We start from the raw sequence: 18503 nt of genomic DNA on the forward strand, positions 1-18503 counted from the left end.
GCCACAAGTGCCTCGATCAAGGTGAATCCCGCGTTCGCCGAACGAGGTTCAGGGCAGATCGACCGCAACGCGGCCATTATACCAGTTGACGTCCACCTCATAGCGCACATTCTCCCACGAGAATTTCAGCACCGATCCGGTCGAAGCGCCGTCCGGCTCGAACCGCACGACCGCCTGCCGTCCCGACCAGAGCTCGTTCACGCCGATCACATCGACCCGGACGTCGCGAGGGATCGCGATCGTGCCGGCCTGCCCGACGATCGTCCGCGCATTTCCGTCGAGCGACACGCGGCGGCTTTGCCCGGTGAGGATTGCCGCAAGCCGCTCGCGTCGCAGCAGCGCGGCGGTCTGCAGCGTCAACGCCTTCAGGCTGGCGCGCCCGGTGCCTGGAACCATCGTCACCACCAGCGATGCCAACATCGCGATGATCAGCATCACCGCCATCATCTCGATCAGGGTGGAGCCCGCTGTCGAACCGGTGATCGTCGCGCGCGTCATCAGCCATCCCTACATCGCAAGCTCGGTGATGCTGAGCAGCGCACTCATGATCGATACCACCAGCGTTCCGATACCGATGCTGACCGCGATGATGGTGATCGGTCCGATCGCACCCATCAGCCGGTCGAGGCCGATGGCGAGCCGCTGCTCATAGAGATCGGCGGCGTGCTGCGCGATGGCCGAGAGGTCTCCGGTCTCGTCACCGACCCGAAGCATGCGGACCGCAAGCGGCGGCACCAGGTCGCTCTCGGCCAGCGCCTCGATGAAGCGGCGGCCGTTGCGCACCTGCTCGTGCACCTTATCGACGGCCGCCGCGTAGCGGGGCTCGGTCATGATATCGCGCAGGATCTTCAGCGCGGTCGGCAATGCGACCCCGTTCTCGACCAGCAGCCCGAGCGTACCGATGAAACGGGCGGTGCGGCGATCGTGCATCGGGCCGGAGATGCCGGGAATGGTCGCGAGCACCGACATCAGCGATGCGCGCGCGGCCGGCTGGCGCAGGATCAGCCAGCCCAGCACCAGCACTGCGCCGCAGCCGCCAAGGAACATGTCGAGATGGGCGCGCAGCCAGGTGGACATCGTGAGCGCAAAGGCCGCGCCGGAATTGAGACGTCCGCGCAGCTCGCTGAATACCGACTCGAACTGCGGCACGACATAGAGCAGGAAGAAAAACAGGATGACGACCGCCGATCCGACCAGGAACATCGGATAGCGAATCGCCGACGTGATCCGTTGCGACAGCTGCTCGCGCCGCGTGCGGTCCTCGACGATCGCCCGCAGCACCACTTCCAGCTTGCCGGACGCTTCGCCGGCGCGCACCATCGCGATGTAGATCTGCTCGATGATCTGGTTGTGGCGCTCGAGTGCTTCGGCGAAGCCGTCGCCGCCGGAGACCGCGGAGCGCAGCCCGCCGGCAAAGCGGGCCACCGCCTTGTTGGTGTCTTCCTCAAGCGTCTGGAGCGCAGCCTCCAGCGTCAGTCCGGAGCGAAGCAGCAACGCCAGCAGGCGAAGGAACGTGGTCAGCTCGCGTTGCCGGGGCAGGCTCCCGCTCGAAACGCCGGCGCGCAGCGCGCTGCGGCCTGCGATCTCGGCCTCGACCGGCAGGTGGCCGAGATACTCGATCCGCCGCAGCACCTCCTCGCGCGAGGGCGCGTCGACGTCGCCGAGAATAATCTCGCCGGCCTTGGTCAACGCGCGATAGCGGTAGTGCGGCATGACCGTCCTACAGGCTCATGGTCAGGCGGAAGATCTCATCGAGCGTGGTCTGTCCGGCGCGCAATTTTGCGACACCATCCTCCGTCATTGACGTCATGCCGGCGCGCCGGGCCACGGCTTCCAGCTCGGAGGCATCGGTTTTCGGGCCGATCGACCGTCGCAGCGTCGCGCCGATCTCCATGATCTCAAACACGCCCTTGCGTCCGCGGAAGCCTGTGTTGCTGCACCAATCGCAGCCCTTGGGCCGGCAGACCACCTCGCCAGCCTCGATGCCAAGCGCCGCATAGCGTTCGTCCGCTGTTATATCCGCGGCCGACAGGGTGTAATGTTGCTTGCAGTGGTCGCACAGGATCCGGACCAGCCGCTGCGCGACGATCACCCGCGCGCACGATGCCAGCAGGAAGCTCTCGATTCCCATGTCGATCAGGCGCGTCACGGCGCCCGCGGCGGTGTTGGTGTGCAGCGTCGTCAGCACCAGATGGCCGGTCAGCGCGGCGTGGACGCCGATATGGGCCGTCTCGGCATCGCGCATCTCGCCAACCATGATGACGTCGGGGTCGAGCCGCATGAAGGAACGCAGCGCGGATGCGAAGGTGAGCCCGATGCCTGGATGCACCTGGGTCTGGGTGATGCCGGGTATCTGATACTCGACGGGGTCCTCGATGGTCAGGATTTTGCGGGTGGGCTCATTGATCACGGCAAGCGATGCCGCGAGCGTCGTCGTCTTGCCGGACCCGGTCGGGCCGGTGGCGATGACCATTCCGTAGGGTGCAAGCAACGCCTTGCGCAGAACCGCCTCGTGATGCGCGCTGAGGCCGATCTGGTCGAGCGAGACCAGGCCGGCTCCCTTGCGCAACAGTCGAATGACGGCGCATTCGCCGTGCATCGTCGGCATGGTGGCGACCCGCAGGTCGATCTCGTTGCCGCCGACCTGGATGCGGGCGCGCCCGTCCTGCGCCAGCCGGCGCTCGGTGATGTTGAGGCCGGCCATGATCTTGAGCCGTGACAGGATGCCCTTGGCCATCGCCATCGGCGGTGCCGGCACGTTCTTCAGCATGCCGTCGACGCGCAGGCGAACCTGCAGTGTATTGCCGGTCGGCTCGATGTGCAGATCGGTCGCCCGCTGCTCGACGGCCAGGCGGAGCAAATCGTCAAGCGCCCGCACGACCGGCGCACCGCGCGCGAGGTCGCGCAGATTGTCGAGATCGTCCTCGCCGCCGGCCGTCCCGGGCTGCGGGGCGTCGCTTGTTTGATCGGGCTCGAGCCGTAGCGACAATGCGGCTTCCAGATCGTCCGCGGTTGCCGCCGCAAGCGCGACTGGCCGGCGCAGCATCAGTTCGACCGCGCGCAACGTTTCATCGTCAATCGGGGAGGCCAGTGCGAGACGCAACGTCCCGGCCGCGCCCTCGTAAGGAAACAGGCGCTCTTCCTTGAGGAACCGGGTCGACATCTCGCCGCCGGCAAAGCGTCCGTCGACCAGATCGTCGCGACGAACCCGGTCGCATCGGTAAAAGCTGGCCAGCTCGTCGGCCAGCGCGGAGGGTGTCAGCTTGGAGACGGCGCTCCAATCGACATGGCCAGCCGATCCGTCGGCATGACGCGGCCGAGCAGTGCCCTCATCCTTCTGGCTGTCGCGCAACGCGCCCTTACCGGCGAGATAAGTCATGAAGTCGATCGCCGCCGCCGCCGGTGTCGCAGGCCCATCGCTTTCATGCGCTAGCATCGCGCAACTCCGATTGAACCGGCCCGCGCAGCGGGTCGACTATGCCGTTCGGCTTGTCGTGCCATTGCGCGTCACCTGCTGCCGCCCAACGGCAATCGCCGGTCGAGCACCGTATCGCCATCGCCGGCTGGATGCAGCGCCGCGCGCTCCCGCTCGGTGAATGAGATTCGGCGCCGAAACGCAGCCCGCGGCATGTGCGCGTTCCGATCGATGCACACCGCGCAATGCACCAGCGCCTGCTTGATCTCGACCTGGACCGTGCGCACGCTGATGCCGAACCGTTTTGCCACTTGTTGCAACGGTACTTCTTCAACGCATATCGCCATGAAGATCTCCCGGCGACGGGTCGGTAGCTCCTGGATGGCGCGCCGCAGCGCACCGATCTCGGATCGCGCCTCGATGATGCGGTCCGGGCCGGGAGTATCGTCCGGTAGATCGAACAGCGCATCCGCTTGCGGCACCGTGCGACGTCGCCGTTCGGCAACGCGCCGATTGCTGATGGCGCTCATCGCCACGCGGAACAGATATGCAGGCAAATCGCGAACGGGTCCGATGCCGTCTGACTTGCTCAAGCGCAGAAACGTATCCTGCAAGGCCTCGTCGGCGAGATCGGCCGACCCGGTCCGACGTGTCAAACGTTGTTTGAGATCGTCGTAGCTTGTGACGAGGAGCGCGAGCAACGCCGTTCGATTGGTGTCGCTCATTGCAGGGGCCCCATCCCCAACCGCGGCAATCGTCACATTTCAAGTCGGTCGCGACACTTCTATCTGTGGTTGGTGACATGGAAATGAAACCACAACGAGTGCTCACGTCGCGACATTCCGCGCCACAGTCGATGATGCAGAATTGATTTGTGTCCGATGTGATTGCGCATCCGCAAGGTCGATCGCAGACATCGGCTGCGACGCGGGCAACAACGCGATCACCGGCAACGCATCCCATGTCACGATAGTCCGTTGATGACTGTGTTCCGCTGCGCCGTAAGCGTTCGTTCAATTCCGTGCAAGGCGGCCGTACTTCCGGCATCGATCGCCAGCGCCTGATGGAAACTTGCCGATGCGTCATCGGGTCGTTCGAGCATGAGATAGACGTCGGCAAGTGCGCAATGCGCGGTTACGCGGCGCGGATCGAGTGCAACTGCGTGCTTCAGGCTGATTTCGGCGCCCTGCGAATTGCCGCGTGCGGCGCATGCGCGCCCAAGCGCTTCGTAGAATTCCGAAGATTGCTGCTGATTGATCTTCGTCGCTGCCAGGAAATGCGGCATGGCGTTGTCGAGATCGCCAAGTTCGCACAATGCCAGTGCATATTGCGCGTGCAGTGTGTCACTGGCGGGGGCGAGTTCCAGCGCCTTGCGGTAGTGCTGGTGAAGCTGGCGCTTCACCATATCGGCATGCATGCCGCTTGCTTGCTCATCACGGCCAAGCTTCCGCAGCGCATTTGCGTATGCCGCGTGAGCGTCGACGCTCGTTGGCGCAAGTTCGATTGCCTTGCGGTATTGAGCAACCGCTTGTTCCGTCCTTTGCGTCGCGATCAGCACGTCGGCGAGCGCGATGCGCGCCGGCGCCAGACTGGGCGCTGCTGTCACCGCGGTCTGCAACAGCGTGTACGCGCGCTCATGATGGCCGAAGTCGAGCTCGATCGCGCCGAGATTGCACAGTGTGTTGACGTGTCCGTGGTCGAGGGAAAGGACATGCTCGAATAGTTTCGCCGCGCGATCCAGTTGTCCTGCACGATGCTGGCGGCACGCCTCGACGAACAGGGCATCGCATACCAGCGCGTCGCCCTCGTCGTGGGGCACCGTCATCTTGAGCGCGGAACTCATGATCGGGTCCGTGATCGCCTCCGTCGGCAATTCAGACCCGGCCCCGGCGAGGGATCTGAGCTCGCGGTTCAGCCGTTCGATCACTTCGGCCCAATCGCCCGGTCTTGTTTGCCGGAATAGCCGGGCTTGTGGATACCACGGGGTATCGGTGCGATCCCGGAGCCAACGCCAATCGCTGCCGTTGGCGAGCAGGATCCAGACCGGCTTGCCCATCGCGCCGGCCAGATGCGCGATGGCACTGTCGATCGAGATGACGAGGTCGAGATTGCCGATGATCGCGGCCGCGTCGGCGAAGGATGCCGCGTCGATCTGCGCGCCGGTATCGAGGATGCGATCGTCGAAGTCGGCGAGCTGCTCACGCCCGCGGCCGATCTGCAGGCTGACAAATCGCGCGCCCGGACAGTCGAGCAGGGGGCGCAGCAGGTCGAGCCGGATCGAGCGGCGCTGATCATTGAGATGGCCGGGATTGCCTTGCCACACCAGGCCGACGGACATGCCGCGGCCGGAGTAGCCGCCGAGGCGCTCGCGCCATCGCGTGACCAGATCCGCATCGGGGGTGACATAGGGAGTTGCCGCCGGAACCGTGTCGATCTGGGTATCGAAGATCAGCGGCAAGGACAGCAGCGGCAGGTGGACGTCGAATGCCGGCGCCGCGGTGGCGTCGCTGACGACAGCATCGACGCCGGCGACGGTTTGCATCAACGACAGCAAGACTGGCGGCGTTCGCAGGATCACGCGGCCGCCCCGCGCTTTCACCATCGGCGCGTAGCGCACGAACTGGAGGGTGTCGCCAAAGCCTTGCTCGGATTGCAGCAGGATGGTCCTGCCGGCAAGATCCTCACCCTGCCAACGTGGCCGGTCGGTCGAGATCAAATGCCTGTTGACACGCGGATCCGACAGCCGCCCTTCGTACTCCGCCCAGGCCGCCGACCAGTTGCCGACGCCGAACAGGCAGACCGCAAGCACGGTGCGCAGTTCTGTGCGGGTGGGATATCGTTCCAGCGCGTCGTGCAGCAACGCGATGCCTGCGTCGTGCCGGTTGGTGTCGCTGAGCAGCCATCCGAAATCGACGATCGCATCGATATAATCGGGGGCGCTCGCGATCAGGTCGCGGAATACGTCGTCGGCGAAATCGCTCAGCTCGAGCATCGCCAGCGCGCGGGCGAGGCCGAGCTGCGCCGCCGCATTGTCCGGCCGCAGCGTCAACGCGGCGGTGTAGGCGGCCAGCGCCTGCGGGTACTGGCGGCTCTTCAGCAGCAGAACGCCGAGATTGCCATGCGCCTCGCCGTCGGCGGGATTGAGCCTGACCGCTTCCTCGATCAGCTGCAGCGCGCGCTCTTCCTCGTCCCGCTGCAGCGCGATCACGCCGCGGATGTGCAGGACGTGTGACCGCACCTCGGGTTCCTGCTCCATGGTCTCGAGCAGCAGATCGGCGCTGTCCAGCTGGCCGTCACGAAACAGCGCGATGGTGCGGTCCATGACAGTCTGGATGAATTCCGCGCGCCGCTCGGACGAAGCCTGATTGAGCATCGCCAGCCCTGCACGCATCGTCTGCGCTTCGCTGAACCCTGCTTTCGACATCGACGCACCCTTTGACTGTCGACCTGCGTGTCCTTCGCGATACCGCTGCGGAGGACCGCACCTTTGTCCGCTCCGCCCGCGATTGCGGCTAGGCCGCCGCGTTTGCGCGGGCTTCGCACCACTCCGCCCAGAGTTTCATCAGTTCGCGGGAGAGATTGTCGGCGAAACGCGGGGCGTCGCAGAGCGGCGAGGCGGCTACGCGGTCGCGCAGGGTGCGGCGCAACTCGGCGAGTTCATCGCGCCGGTGCGTCCAGCCAACTGCCATCGCGACGTAGTCGTCGATGCTGTGCGCGCAAAAGCTGCCCAGCCCCGCCGCGGTGAGGTGGGCCGCCGAGTGACGGCCGGCGAAGGTATCGCCGACGAAAGTCAGGGTCGGAACGCCCATCCACATCGCCTCGAGCGTCGTGACGCCGGCAGAATAGGGAAACGGATCGAGCGCGATATCGACCTCGCCATAGGCCACCAGCAGCTTGTCCTGCTCGGTTTCGCCGACCAGCTCGACCCGCTCGCGCGGAACGCCGCCCTGGCCGAGCACGTTGTAGACCGCATCGCGCGTGCTGGTCTCGCCGAGACCGCCATAAACCATCAGGATGCGCGAGTCCGGCACTTGCGCGAGAATGCGCGCCCAGGCCTTGCCAAGCTCGCTGTTGAGCTTGGCCGGACGATTGAAGCAGCCGAACGTGAAGCGGCCACCGCTCAAGCTTGGCAGCGGCGGCACCTCAGGGGCTTTCGCCGGCGGGTGATAGCAGACATAGCAGTCGGGCAGGCGGATCGGGCGCTCGACATAGCTCGCATCGTGCCCCGGTGGAATCTCGACCGGATCGGCGATCAGGCCGTCATAGGTATCGAGCCCGACCGTGCCGACATAGCCGGCCCAGCTGAGCTGGATCGGCGCCGCGCGCATTGCGAACAGCGAGAGGCGGTTGCCGGCGGTGTGGCCGGCGAGATCGAACAGGACGTCGACACGGTCCTCGGCAATCTGCCGTCCGAGCGCCGGGTCGTCCATCCCGGATACGTCGCGCCAGGAGAGCGCGATTTCCTTGTAGCGTTCACTGAAGTCGTCGTCTTGCCGCTTGCTGTCGGTCTTGTAGCAGAAGATCTCGTAGCCGAGCGCGGCGAGCGCTTCGAAGGCGCGCAGGACGAGGAACGACACTGCATGGCGATGCAGGTCCGCCGACACCAGGCCGAGCCGCGGCTTGCGCGCCGGGTCCGGCGCATTGGCGAATGCAAGGCGATTGAACGGCGCGCTCGGCCGGTAGAGCACCGCCCATCGCCTGTGCTCGCGCAGCAGCTCGTCGCGGGTCACGCCCGGTTTGTGCTGAAGTGCGAACAGCAGGGTTCCGGCGATGCCGGCGCTCCCGGGATCGAGCTCGCCCGCGCGCCGATAAGCCGCGACGGCCTCCTCGATGCGGCCCTGTCCGAGCAATCCGAAGCCGCGGCCGACATGATGCTCCGCCTGCAGCGGATCGATTGCGAGCGCGCGATCGACATAAGAGAGCCCGCGCTCGAACGCGCGATGATTGATCAGGAAGTGACCATAGAGATATTGCGGCAGCGCGACGGTCGGCGCGCTCTCGGCGGCGATCTCGAACAACCGCGCCGCCTGCTGGTCGCGCGCGGCGATACCGAAGTTCATGCCGAGTTCGATGATCGCCTTGTAGTTGTCGCTGTCGATCGTCGAGGCGGCGCGGAGATCGTCGACCGCCTTGTCGAACTGTCCGTCCATCACATAGGCGAGGCCGCGGGTACGGTAGGCTTCGCCATACCCGGCATCGAGCTCGATCGCCTTGTCGAGTGCCGCGAGCGCCTCGCTGCGCCGGTTCTCGGTCAGGAGCGCGAGACCGAGACTGTATTGCGCGAGCGGCATGTTCGGCAGCAGACGCAGCCCATCCTGGAGATAGGGAATGCCGTCCCGGGTGCGTCCGGTGCGGGCAAGGCAGGTGCCGATCTCGGCAAGCGCCGGCGCATGCGTCGGTGTCACCCTGAGTTCCGCGGTGAATGCCTCGCGCGCGTCGTCGAAACGATCGAACCGGCACAGCGCAACGCCCTTGCAATAATTGAAGCCGGACTGGTCGGGCGCGAGCCGCGCGGCTTCGTTGAATGCGCGCAGTGCCTGGCGCCAGCGATCCTGTCGTGCGTGCGCCACTCCCTCTTGATGCAAAGCTTGCGCCCGCTTCAGCTCGGTTGATGGATAATTAGTCAGCGGGCGCGCCAAAATTGCATGGCCGCCATGCCCCACACGAATCGCAAGACGTCCGCTCGAGTTGTCTTCCATGTGGGAGGCCTCGCTTGAATGAAAGCCCGCGGAGATTGCTCTGTAGAGAGTATACGATCAGACGGCGAGCCATCGGACGAAGAGTCCATAGAGCATCCGATGTGGTATTGCCAAGATGTTTTTCGGATGATCATCGAAAATAATCCCTGCGCGAAGCCGATCGTCGAATTGTCTATCAGACGTGAAGTCAATCATCGGCGACGGAGACATGACGTCGACGGCAGAGATACTTTCTCGATCGTAGAATTGTTCCAACAAATCTTGATCGGGTGGCAAAATAAACTTCCTATGGTTTGAAGATTACTTTGCGCTCTGATGACGACGCGATGACGATGTGCCGGTGGTGATCAAACCCACAGGAACAGCGCAATGAAAATGCAATCGTCCAGATACATGCTCGGCACCGCCTCGGTGCTCGCCCTGCTCGCGTCCTCGACCATCACGCCCGCGAACGCGCAGGCCTCCACCGCCACGGCCGGCATCTACGCGGGCGGCAGCACGCTCGCCTCGGAAGCCTTCCGGCAGATCTTCGACTGTTACATGGGCGGCATCGTCGGCTCCGGCACCACCTATCCCGACGGCTTCGCGTTCGACTCCAGCTTCCCGGCCCGGGGCAAACTGCCGACCACCTGCACGCTGGTGAGCGTGCCGGTGCAAGGCATGTATGCCGGTGTCGGCAGCGGCAACGGCGTGCGCGGCTTCATCTCCAACAATCCGCAGCAGTGGTACAACGGCACGGTGGCCCCGGGCAGCTCGGGCGCTCCGCCGCTGCCCGCGAACCAGCCCGCGATGATCGACCTCGCCAATCCGGGAAGCCCGGCGACCAAGTTCGGCAGCTATCCCTATCCGCGCGTCGACATCGGCCTGTCGGACTCGCCGCTCGGCAGCACCCTGGCGGCGCTCACGACATCGTCCGTCAGCTTCAATCCAACGCAGGGCTGGACCACCACCGGCGGCGCCCTGGCGACCGTCACGGTGAACAGCACGTTCACGGCGTCGGTTGCCTACAACACCACGGTCTACGGCAACCCGATCCAGATCCCGGCTTTCGAGGTCAACGTCGCGATCGGCGTCAACACCAGCACGATGACGGTGAACTCGTCAGTCGCAGGCGCGGGCACCACGCCCGGCACCCAGGCCAACCAGGGCGCCGCCATCCAGCTCACCACGGGGCAGCTGTGCGCGATCTTCACCGGTCTTGTCACCGACTGGAACGATGTCACCGCCAACAAGATCCCGTACCTGGACAAGACCGGTACGCAGCAGCTCGCGGCTTTCAATTACGCCAACGCCAACAGCGGGGGCACGCTGCAGGCCTATTCGAGCTCGTCGCTGCCGATCAAGATCGTGTACCGCGGCGATGGCAGCGGCACGAGCTTCATCCTGACCAACTATCTCAAAGCGGTCTGCCCGCTGCTCGATTCCACCGGCGCGTTCGGCTACACCTCGATCTTCAACACCACGACCCTGCCGAGCACGTCCTTCTCCAACCTGATCACCCGTATCAACGCCGTCCGCGGCGCGGGTGGCTGGAACAACACGACGGCGACAAACGCCTGGGTCCCCGCGACCGGCAGCGGTGGCGTGGCATCGGCGATCAGCACCAGCAGCGGCAACGCAGGCCGCATCGGATATGTCAGCGCCGACTTCACCCAGCCCTACACCACCCAGGTTGGGACCATCGCCGCGCCGCTCTCGGCAGCGCTGCAGAACGAGCAGCTCCGCAGCTTGGGGACCTACGTTCCGAACAACTCTGTGACCCCGCCGGCCACCCGTCCGGCGAACTTGACGTTCATTGCACCGACGCCGGATGGTGCCGCCGCCGCGTGGGGTGACACCCGGCTCAAGACGCCGTCCACGACCTGGACCTGGAACGACTACAACATCTACGCCAACGTGTTCGGCGCAGTCACCCAGTCCGGCGTGACCGTGACCGGTCTTCCGGTGCTGCCGCTCACGAACAGGCTGAACGCCTATCCGCTCAGCGGCACGACGTTCCTCGACCTCTATAGCTGCTACAACGTCCAGGCCGACACCAACCGCGTCACCAACCTGGTGAACTTCCTGACCACGTACGTCGCCGGCGCCGACTCGACCGACCCGAACTTCGATCCGGACGTCTCGGCCGTGATCGAAAATGCCGGCTTCCATCCCGTGCCGGCCAGCTATGCGAAGAATATCAAGAGCCAGTACTGGGGTACGCGGACGACCGCCATCAGTGCCGCGGCCGCCACTCAGGCAAACGGCTGCTTGAATGTCGCCAACGGAGCCAGCGGCGGCGCCAAGTAAGTCGACGCATCGCGGACGGCGCAATTCCGATTGCGCCGTACCGGATGGCGTCAAGCACATGACACGACCGGGCGCCTCGATCGAGGCGCCCGGAACTATTCGCGGAGCGTCAACGAGCCTGGTGATGCACCTCCGCCTTGCAGCTGATCGGACGAACAGCGATGTCGAAGCAAAAGCCTATCCTTACTTCCGGGCGTATCGACCGAGACAGCACGCGGCAAGGCGAGCAGGGATTTACGCTTGTCGAGATGCTGGTCGTCATCGCCATCATCGGCTTGATCATGGGATTGGTCGGCCCACGCGTGCTGAGTTACCTGAGTGAATCGAAGGTCAAGGCCGCCAAGATCCAGATGCGGAGCTTCGGAAGCGCGCTCGACCTGTTCCAGCTCGATACCGGCCGTTACCCGTCGACGGCCGAGGGACTCACGGCGCTGGTGCAGCGGACGTCAGGCGCGGTCAACTGGAACGGTCCTTACCTCAAGGGCGGTATGGTTCCAAATGACCCATGGAGCCATCCTTATATCTATCGCGCGCCCGGCGAACATGATGCCTACGATATCCTCTCTTACGGCTCCGACGGTCAGGAGGGAGGCAGCGGGACCGCCGGAGACATCTCGCTGGAAAAGCTGACCAGCGCCGCGAGCAACGAGCAATGACGTTGTATGCGATCACGAGTGAACCTCGCGAGCGAGGGCGCCGAGATTGTTCGCAGTCAGGAGGCCGAGAAGCTGGTGCAGTCCGGTCTCGATGCACGCCATATCGCCGTGGTCGACGAACTCTTCCGAGGAAACGCCTTACCCTTACCTCTTCTGCCAGGGTAACGCGTGTGCACCGGGTTTGCCCGCGGCCTCACGCGTGCGCTGATCGGCCCCTTGCGATCTCGTTGTTCCGTCTTCCGGTTGATGATCGAGCCCGGCAAGCCATCGATCGTCAGGCGATGTGGGCGGCGGGGCGTGGCGTCCCGGCCGATCGGTCATGATGGCGCCCATGGCGCGCAGATCGTCGGGCGTCAGCCACGCGATCTCGTGAGCGTGCGTCGCCAGCATCTGTCCGATGATGCGCGGCGGCACGCCGAACCCGCTTGCGATGCGCGCCATGGCGATGGTCGCCTCTTCGGTTTGCGCAGTCTCGTGGCCGAATTTATCGGACACGCCGTGGACGCCGATCGCGGCCTCATAGCTGGCGAATTTCTCGTTTCCCGCCGCGAACACGATGAAGCAGGCCGATGCGCAGCGCGATCCGGCCGCGACGATGGTCGGCAGCTTCGCCCTGCGGATCAGGCCGGCGAGCTTGACCGCCTCGGCGAGGCTGCCGCCCGGTGAATCGAGCCGCACGGCCGAGATCAGGCGGTTGCCGTCATTGGCCGCCTTGATCAGTGTTTCCGCAGTCTCCGTGTCGCCTTGGGCGACGTCGCCGCTGAGCGCGATAATGGTGACGTCGCCTTTGAGGGTCACGCTGCTCAGCTCGGCGGCGGTCGCGGCCGTGCTGAAGATGGCTGCTCCCAGGACCCGCAGCATGGATGACACCATCGCCATCGGCGGCCACGGTCTCATTTGCGCGCGACGGATGGCGGTGCCGCGCCCGGCGCATCGAAGGTCGAGGGTGCGCGCCGCATGCTGTCGAGACGCTCGCGGAATTCCTCGGCGACCACCTGGGCATCGTGGCCGTTGCGCACCAGCTTCGTCGTGACGAACACGATGATCTCGGAGCGGAGCTTGGTGTCGCTCTTCTGGCTGAGCAGGTCGCCGAGATATTTGATCTGGTTGAGGCCCGGCAGTCCGGCCACCGAGCGCTCGTCGTCCTCCTTGATGAGACCGCCGAGCAGCACGGTCTGGCCACTGCTGGTGCCGACCGTCGAATGGATCCGCCGCTGCGAGATGGTGGGCGTCAGGTTCTGGGCGCTCGCGCCGCCCGGATTGACGACGTTAGAGACCTCCTGCTCGATCTCGAGCTCGATCGATCCGTTCGGATGCACGTGCGGCAGCACCTTCAGGATGATGCCGGTGTTCTGCCGGCTGATGCTGCTCACCACATTGAGGCCGGTGACGGTGCTGCCGGTCGAGATCGGCACCTGGTCGCCGACCTCGAGGATCGCCGGCTCGTTGTCGGAAACCACGAGCGACGGGGCCGACAGCACCTTGACGGTGGTCAGGGTGGAGAGCGCGTTGAGGACGAACTTGGGATTGGCTTCGGCACCGAGCAGCAGGTTGAAGCCGGGCAGCACACGTGCGAGCAGGGCGGTCTGTGCGGCCGATTGCGCGGCGCCGAACAGGCCGACCGATCCCTTGTCCTGGCCGGCGCCGGCGTTGGCGCTGGTAAGATAGGCCTGCACGCCATACTGCAGCTGGTCGGTCAGCGTGACCTCGGCGACCATGGCATCGACGGCGACTTGCAGCCGCGGCCGATCCAGCGACTCGATCGCCCGCTCGATCACGAGGTAATCTTCCTGGTTGGAATAGACCATGATCGCGTTGGTCGATTTGTCGGCGGTGACCCGAACATTCTGAAATATGCCGCGCGGAAGCGAGCCCAGCCCGGTCCCGCCGCCGCCGGGTCCCGCAATATCCTGGTCGTCGTCCTTGCGATCGGAGAACCCGACCTGGGCCGCGCCGCTGCGATTGGCGGTGCCGGAATTGTCGGTGCCGCCCTGGGTGGTCGTCGCCGGATTGTTGCTGCTGCTGAGCGTGCCGGCACCGAGCGAGTCGATACGCGATGTCGTTCCGCTCTGACCGGGCGCGGTCGGACTGGTCTGGCTGTCACCGGCCGATTGCGAGCTGCGGCCGACGAACATCTCGTTGAGGATGCGGGCAATGCTGCGCGCGTTGCCGAAGCGCAGGCTGTAGACCCGCACCGTCGTGCCGGTGGGATCGGAGCGGTCCAGCCGCCGCACCCATTGGGTGGCGCGTTCCAGCACCTTGCTGTTCTTGCTCACCGCCAGCACCGCGTTCATGCGCGACACCGGCTGAAACTTGATCACGCCCTGTCCCTGTCCGCCATCGGCGGTGTCGAAGACTTTCTCGAGCTCGCGGATCATGGTCTCGGGCGCGGTCGACTTCAGCGGATAGAGCCCGACCGACTGATTGCGCAGCCACTCCACGTCGAGCGTGCCGATGACGCCGAGCGCCGCCTGCCGCTCGGAGGCGGTGCCCTGGATCAACAGCACGTTGCGGGCCTGATCGACGCGCACGGCGCCGGGTCGCGACAGGAAACTTTCCGCGGTCTTGCCGATCGCGGCGGCAGAGACAAAGCGCAAGGGTACGATCGAGACGCCATAGCCGGGCTGTCCCGCGCCGACGACCGAGATGCCGGCGCCCGCGGCCTCCGGCAGCGGCACGATCCGGATCAGACTGTCCTCGCGCAGCAGCGCCGCGTTCGACATTCGCAGCACGCTCTCGAAGATCGGCAACACGTCCTTGCGCGGAATCCGGTGTGCTGAGGCCAGCGTGATCGTGCCCTGCACCCGCGGGTCGACGACGTAGTTCATTCCGAGGCTGTCACCGATCACGGATTTCACCACCGTCGGAATATCGGCATTGTCAAAGTTCAGCTCGATGCCGCCGCCTTCGCTGACGACGTCGCTGTCGACGGCGTTCGCCAGACGGGTGGTCGCATTTGTGGCGGCGTCTCGTTGCGTAAGCGCAGGCGCCGGCGCGAGATCCTGATCTGCGCCGGGAAACACCATCGGCTGCGTGCGCGCGGATGCCGTTGCGGTGGAGGTCCCGCCGACCGGGCCGTTCCAGCGCGCGCGCAAGTCGGCATCGCGGATCGGGTCGGTCACCAGGTCGCGGCCAGGCAAGTCGATGCCCTTGTCCATCATGCAGCCGCCGAGCAGGCCGGCGAGCACAAGCCAGGTGCCGGTCACGGCGCCAATCGGCGCCATGCGCGAGAGGCAGGACGGTTGGAGACGTTGCTCGACCGGCCCCTCTTGTCCGCCTCGCGGGGGTGCCGCGGTGTCACCGGCAGATCGGTTGTCAATGCACATCGCTTGCTGCCTTCCAGGGACGATCGGCAGGAGCGAGGCTGCTGCCGGCGAGATCCTCGACCTCGTTGACCAGCGCCTCGGCACGACCGATCAGTGCGCGGGCGTAAGACGGATTGATCGGTCGATGCCCGAAAGCCGCGCCATCGAGTTGCTGGCTGATCTCGCGTGTCAGGGCGCCTCGCCTCGCGGTAATCGCGCCGATCGTGTCGAGATAGCGCTGATAGCCGACGTCGCCGCCCTTGATGGCCTGGGTTGCAAGGGCAAGGCCGTTGCGTCCGAGTTGACCGAGCGGATCGTTGATCGTCTTGGCGGCGCGTGCCAGATCCCTGTACGTCTCGCGATCGTTTGCGAGCTCCGCTGGCAGCGCGTTCGCTTCGAGCGCATCCACAAGCACGACGCCGTCGTGGATGTAGCGGTCGGTCAGGCCCAGCAACGCCAGCAGAGTGGGCCGCAGGTCCGCGTGGTGCGAGAGGATGTCCGGTGTCTCGCCACGGTGAGCTACGCCCGGTCCAGCTATGCCGAACCAGCTGCCGCCGAGAATTTGCGCGATGTCGCCGCGCACCCAGGCCGTGTCGGGATTGACCGCAATGCAGGCCGGAGGCTGTGCGCAGTCGGCGCGGCTGGCGGCCGTCCGGATGATGTAGTCGGGATCGGCGAACATCAGGACATGCGGCGTGCGCGCGGGGCTTGCCGTGACCATGTGCATGAGCTGCATCTGGGCGCGGTCCGCGACCATCGATGTCAGGCGATCGCTCTTGCCGGTGATCGGGTTGGCGACGCCAAGCTTGCCGACGTCTTGCGCGAGCGTGCGCGTCAGCGGATCGGTGGATAGCGGATTGCCGCGGATGTAGAACGGCGGCGTGTTGCCGGCTTGAACATCGAACGCCGTGACGTTGCGCCGCTCGGTCGCGAGCAGCCGATCGATGGCGATGCCGATCGCGCCGGTCGGCCCGTAGCTGCACGGCAGCGCAACGCCATCGCACGCCGGCGGGCTGGGTGGTCCGCCGACAAAGCGGTCGTTGCCTGTGGGCACCACGACGAACAGCGTGTTGCGCGTGGTGATCCCGCTTGCGGCGAGCCGGTCGACAAAGGCCTTGAACGCCACATCGTCTGCCGCCAGCCTTGCGACATGGTCGCGTTCGCCGGGGCCGAGGGCGCGCCGCCGCGCGGCGGCCGGCCGGTGCGCATTGCCGATTCCGACATAGACCACCGGGACGCCGGCCTCCAGCATCGCCGCGGCATAGCCGAGCGATTGGGCGGCCGTTGTCTCCGACGCACCGGGAAAGCCGGGGTGGCCTGCGTCGTCGTCGATGATCTCGCCGCCAAGATCCCTGACCGGGCCGTCCGGCGAGATCACGGGCTGCACATTGCGGTTGCCGAACAACGCGCTGAAGCCGGCGTAGCCGCCCGGTTCATCGGGCAGCAGATCGGGACGCGCATTCGCATTGCTGCACAATGCGCTGCCGCGGGCGCAATGGACGGCGATGCCGAGCAGATTGGCGCGCGCCTTGAGCGGATCGCCGGCAGCAGCGCGCAGTTCGGAGGCGCCGAGCGTGGCCGCGACCTCGGGGCCGATCTCCTGCAGCGTCAGACCTGTCGTTGCGAACGCGCCGACGTCGCAGCCGGCTGATGTGAACGGCACCCATGGCGCGGGCACGGTCTTGCCGGTGTCGGCCAGCATCAGTGGTTTGCCGTCGCTGCCGTTCGCGGTCCAGTAGGCGAACGCGCTGGCGAAGCCAACGCTGCCGTCGCTGCGGAACGCAGCGCTGCTGTCGCCGATCGGCACGCCCATGCGGTCGCCATGCAAACCGGTCAGGATCGTGAGCGCGTCCGTGGCTGTCTCGGCCAGCGGCGAGGTCTGGTGATTGCTCCCGATGATTCCGCCGCGCGTAATGAAATCGCGCAAATGCGGCATCTGCTCGAGGTCCGATGGAACGTTCGGGTTGTCGCGGCGCAGGTGAACGTTATCGAGCTCGATTTGCACGACGCGCTTGATCACGCCGCTGCGCGAGCGCAGCTCGCACGCGGCGAGCGCCTGTCCGGCCCCGGTGCTGCACGTCACAATGCAATCCAGCGCCAGGAACAGGGCGCCGAGCAGCAGCGGCATGAGGCCGGCACGGATGCGACTCGAACGCATGACGCTACGTCTTTGATACCGGTGTTTCGTCTCGACGATCTTGATGTCGACGGAAGCCGCAGCGTCGGCTGGATGCCGTCTACTGCACGCCTTGAGTGTGTGCGGCTTGGATGACGCCGTGGTTACAACAGCTCTCGCGCGACCCGCATGGCGACAATGTCCGGCTGTGATTCGCCTTCACAGATTTGACGCATACACGTTGCGACGCGCGGCACACCGCGCCGCATGTCACAAGAAGGCTTGCAACACGCATGCGCCTGGCGCAGGTTGATTGTTGCACGCGCTGATGACGATCCGTCGACGTTGGTGCAGACAGACAAGTACACGCACGCAAGCGCAAGCACGCAAGTACAAGCTCGCAAGTACACGCAGACAAATGGACGGCCGGCAGATGTCGATCGCATTGCAATCGTTGATGGTCGCTGTGCTTTGTCTTTGCGCGTTGCTTGCTCGCGCAGCGGAAGTTCCGGCGGGTGGCGAGGTCATCGTCGACAATCCGGTGGAGCTCCAGCCGCTGCAGCAGCTGAGTGCGACCAGGGACAAGCCGCTGTTCTCGGCCGCACGGCGGCCGCCTGCGAAGCCGGTCGCGCCGGTGGCGCGGCAGGAACCGCCGCCACCGCCGCCACCGCCGCCGCCGAGCGTGGTGGTGCTTGGCATCGTCAGCGAGAACGGCGATGGCCACGCCGCGATACGGGCGGCGAGCAAAGGCGACAAGGTGCTGCGTGTCCGCACGGGGGACGACGTGAGCGGCTGGAAGGTCGAGCGGATCGAGCCGCGCCGGCTTGTGCTCAAACAGGGGGAACGCTCGGTGGATTTCGCCTTGTTCACCGGTGCGGCGAAGCCCCCGAAGCCTGCCGAGCGGCCGATCCGGCAGACCAAGACAGCAGCGCCAACCAATTGACGCGCCGCTATTATTGGCCGGCTCGGCGAATGCGCCGGTTCGCGCCGAGGTTGAGTTCCACCGCAGGGTTAAAACTTTTT

At 65.6% G+C, this 18503-nt stretch carries 12 protein-coding genes and 1 pseudogene; 3 read left to right on the forward strand and 10 right to left on the reverse strand.

The features are described from left to right. Window positions 1-2 precede the first annotated feature (2 nt). The 7 genes and pseudogenes from ACOIX3_RS11455 to ACOIX3_RS11485 form a co-directional block, all read right to left on the reverse strand. A pseudogene (locus ACOIX3_RS11455) lies at window positions 3-77 on the reverse strand (hypothetical protein); the annotation flags it as partial. Continuing rightward, the gene (locus ACOIX3_RS11460) at window positions 49-498 is read right to left on the reverse strand and encodes a prepilin-type N-terminal cleavage/methylation domain-containing protein (RefSeq protein WP_420969872.1); all 450 of its coding nucleotides are present in this window, start codon (window positions 496-498) and stop codon (window positions 49-51) included. The pseudogene ACOIX3_RS11455 and the gene ACOIX3_RS11460, both read right to left, overlap by 29 nt. A gap of 9 nt (window positions 499-507) precedes the next feature. Then, entirely contained in the window at window positions 508-1713 is a 1206-nt protein-coding gene (locus tag ACOIX3_RS11465) for a type II secretion system F family protein (protein ID WP_420969874.1), read from the reverse strand. A 7-nt stretch (window positions 1714-1720) separates the two neighbouring features. After that, complete coding sequence (locus ACOIX3_RS11470; protein ID WP_420969876.1) at window positions 1721-3436, reverse strand: GspE/PulE family protein; 1716 nt, start codon at window positions 3434-3436, stop codon at window positions 1721-1723. A 71-nt stretch (window positions 3437-3507) separates the two neighbouring features. Next, entirely contained in the window at window positions 3508-4140 is a 633-nt protein-coding gene (locus ACOIX3_RS11475; RefSeq protein ID WP_420969877.1) for an RNA polymerase sigma factor, read from the reverse strand. 239 nt (window positions 4141-4379) lie between these two features. Beyond that, window positions 4380-6839: a tetratricopeptide repeat protein gene (locus ACOIX3_RS11480; RefSeq protein WP_420969878.1), complete on the reverse strand. Its 2460-nt coding sequence runs from the start codon at window positions 6837-6839 to the stop codon at window positions 4380-4382. Window positions 6840-6927: 88 nt separating this feature from the next. Beyond that, entirely contained in the window at window positions 6928-8985 is a 2058-nt protein-coding gene (locus tag ACOIX3_RS11485; RefSeq protein WP_420969880.1) for a tetratricopeptide repeat protein, read from the reverse strand. A gap of 498 nt (window positions 8986-9483) precedes the next feature. Between ACOIX3_RS11485 and ACOIX3_RS11490 the strand changes: the two genes are divergently transcribed. Together ACOIX3_RS11490 and gspG are read left to right on the forward strand one after the other, a co-directional pair. Next, window positions 9484-11403: a substrate-binding domain-containing protein gene (locus ACOIX3_RS11490; protein WP_420969882.1), complete on the forward strand. Its 1920-nt coding sequence runs from the start codon at window positions 9484-9486 to the stop codon at window positions 11401-11403. Window positions 11404-11564: 161 nt separating this feature from the next. After that, window positions 11565-12059 (forward strand): type II secretion system major pseudopilin GspG, encoded by a 495-nt coding sequence (gspG, locus tag ACOIX3_RS11495; RefSeq protein WP_420969884.1) that lies wholly within the window; start codon window positions 11565-11567, stop codon window positions 12057-12059. A 144-nt stretch (window positions 12060-12203) separates the two neighbouring features. Here the strand turns inward: gspG and ACOIX3_RS11500 are convergent, their stop codons facing one another. The 3 genes from ACOIX3_RS11500 to ACOIX3_RS11510 form a co-directional block, all read right to left on the reverse strand. Then, window positions 12204-12920 (reverse strand): hypothetical protein, encoded by a 717-nt coding sequence (locus ACOIX3_RS11500; RefSeq protein ID WP_143046880.1) that lies wholly within the window; start codon window positions 12918-12920, stop codon window positions 12204-12206. 32 nt (window positions 12921-12952) lie between these two features. Beyond that, the gene (gene gspD, locus ACOIX3_RS11505) at window positions 12953-15283 is read right to left on the reverse strand and encodes a type II secretion system secretin GspD (protein WP_420969886.1); all 2331 of its coding nucleotides are present in this window, start codon (window positions 15281-15283) and stop codon (window positions 12953-12955) included. A 91-nt stretch (window positions 15284-15374) separates the two neighbouring features. Then, entirely contained in the window at window positions 15375-17522 is a 2148-nt protein-coding gene (locus ACOIX3_RS11510) for a hypothetical protein (RefSeq protein WP_420969888.1), read from the reverse strand. A gap of 391 nt (window positions 17523-17913) precedes the next feature. Between ACOIX3_RS11510 and ACOIX3_RS11515 the strand changes: the two genes are divergently transcribed. Beyond that, window positions 17914-18423: a hypothetical protein gene (locus ACOIX3_RS11515; protein ID WP_420969889.1), complete on the forward strand. Its 510-nt coding sequence runs from the start codon at window positions 17914-17916 to the stop codon at window positions 18421-18423. Window positions 18424-18503 lie beyond the last annotated feature (80 nt).

The organism is Bradyrhizobium sp. B120 (assembly GCF_049075665.1).
GTDB lineage: Bacteria > Pseudomonadota > Alphaproteobacteria > Rhizobiales > Xanthobacteraceae > Bradyrhizobium.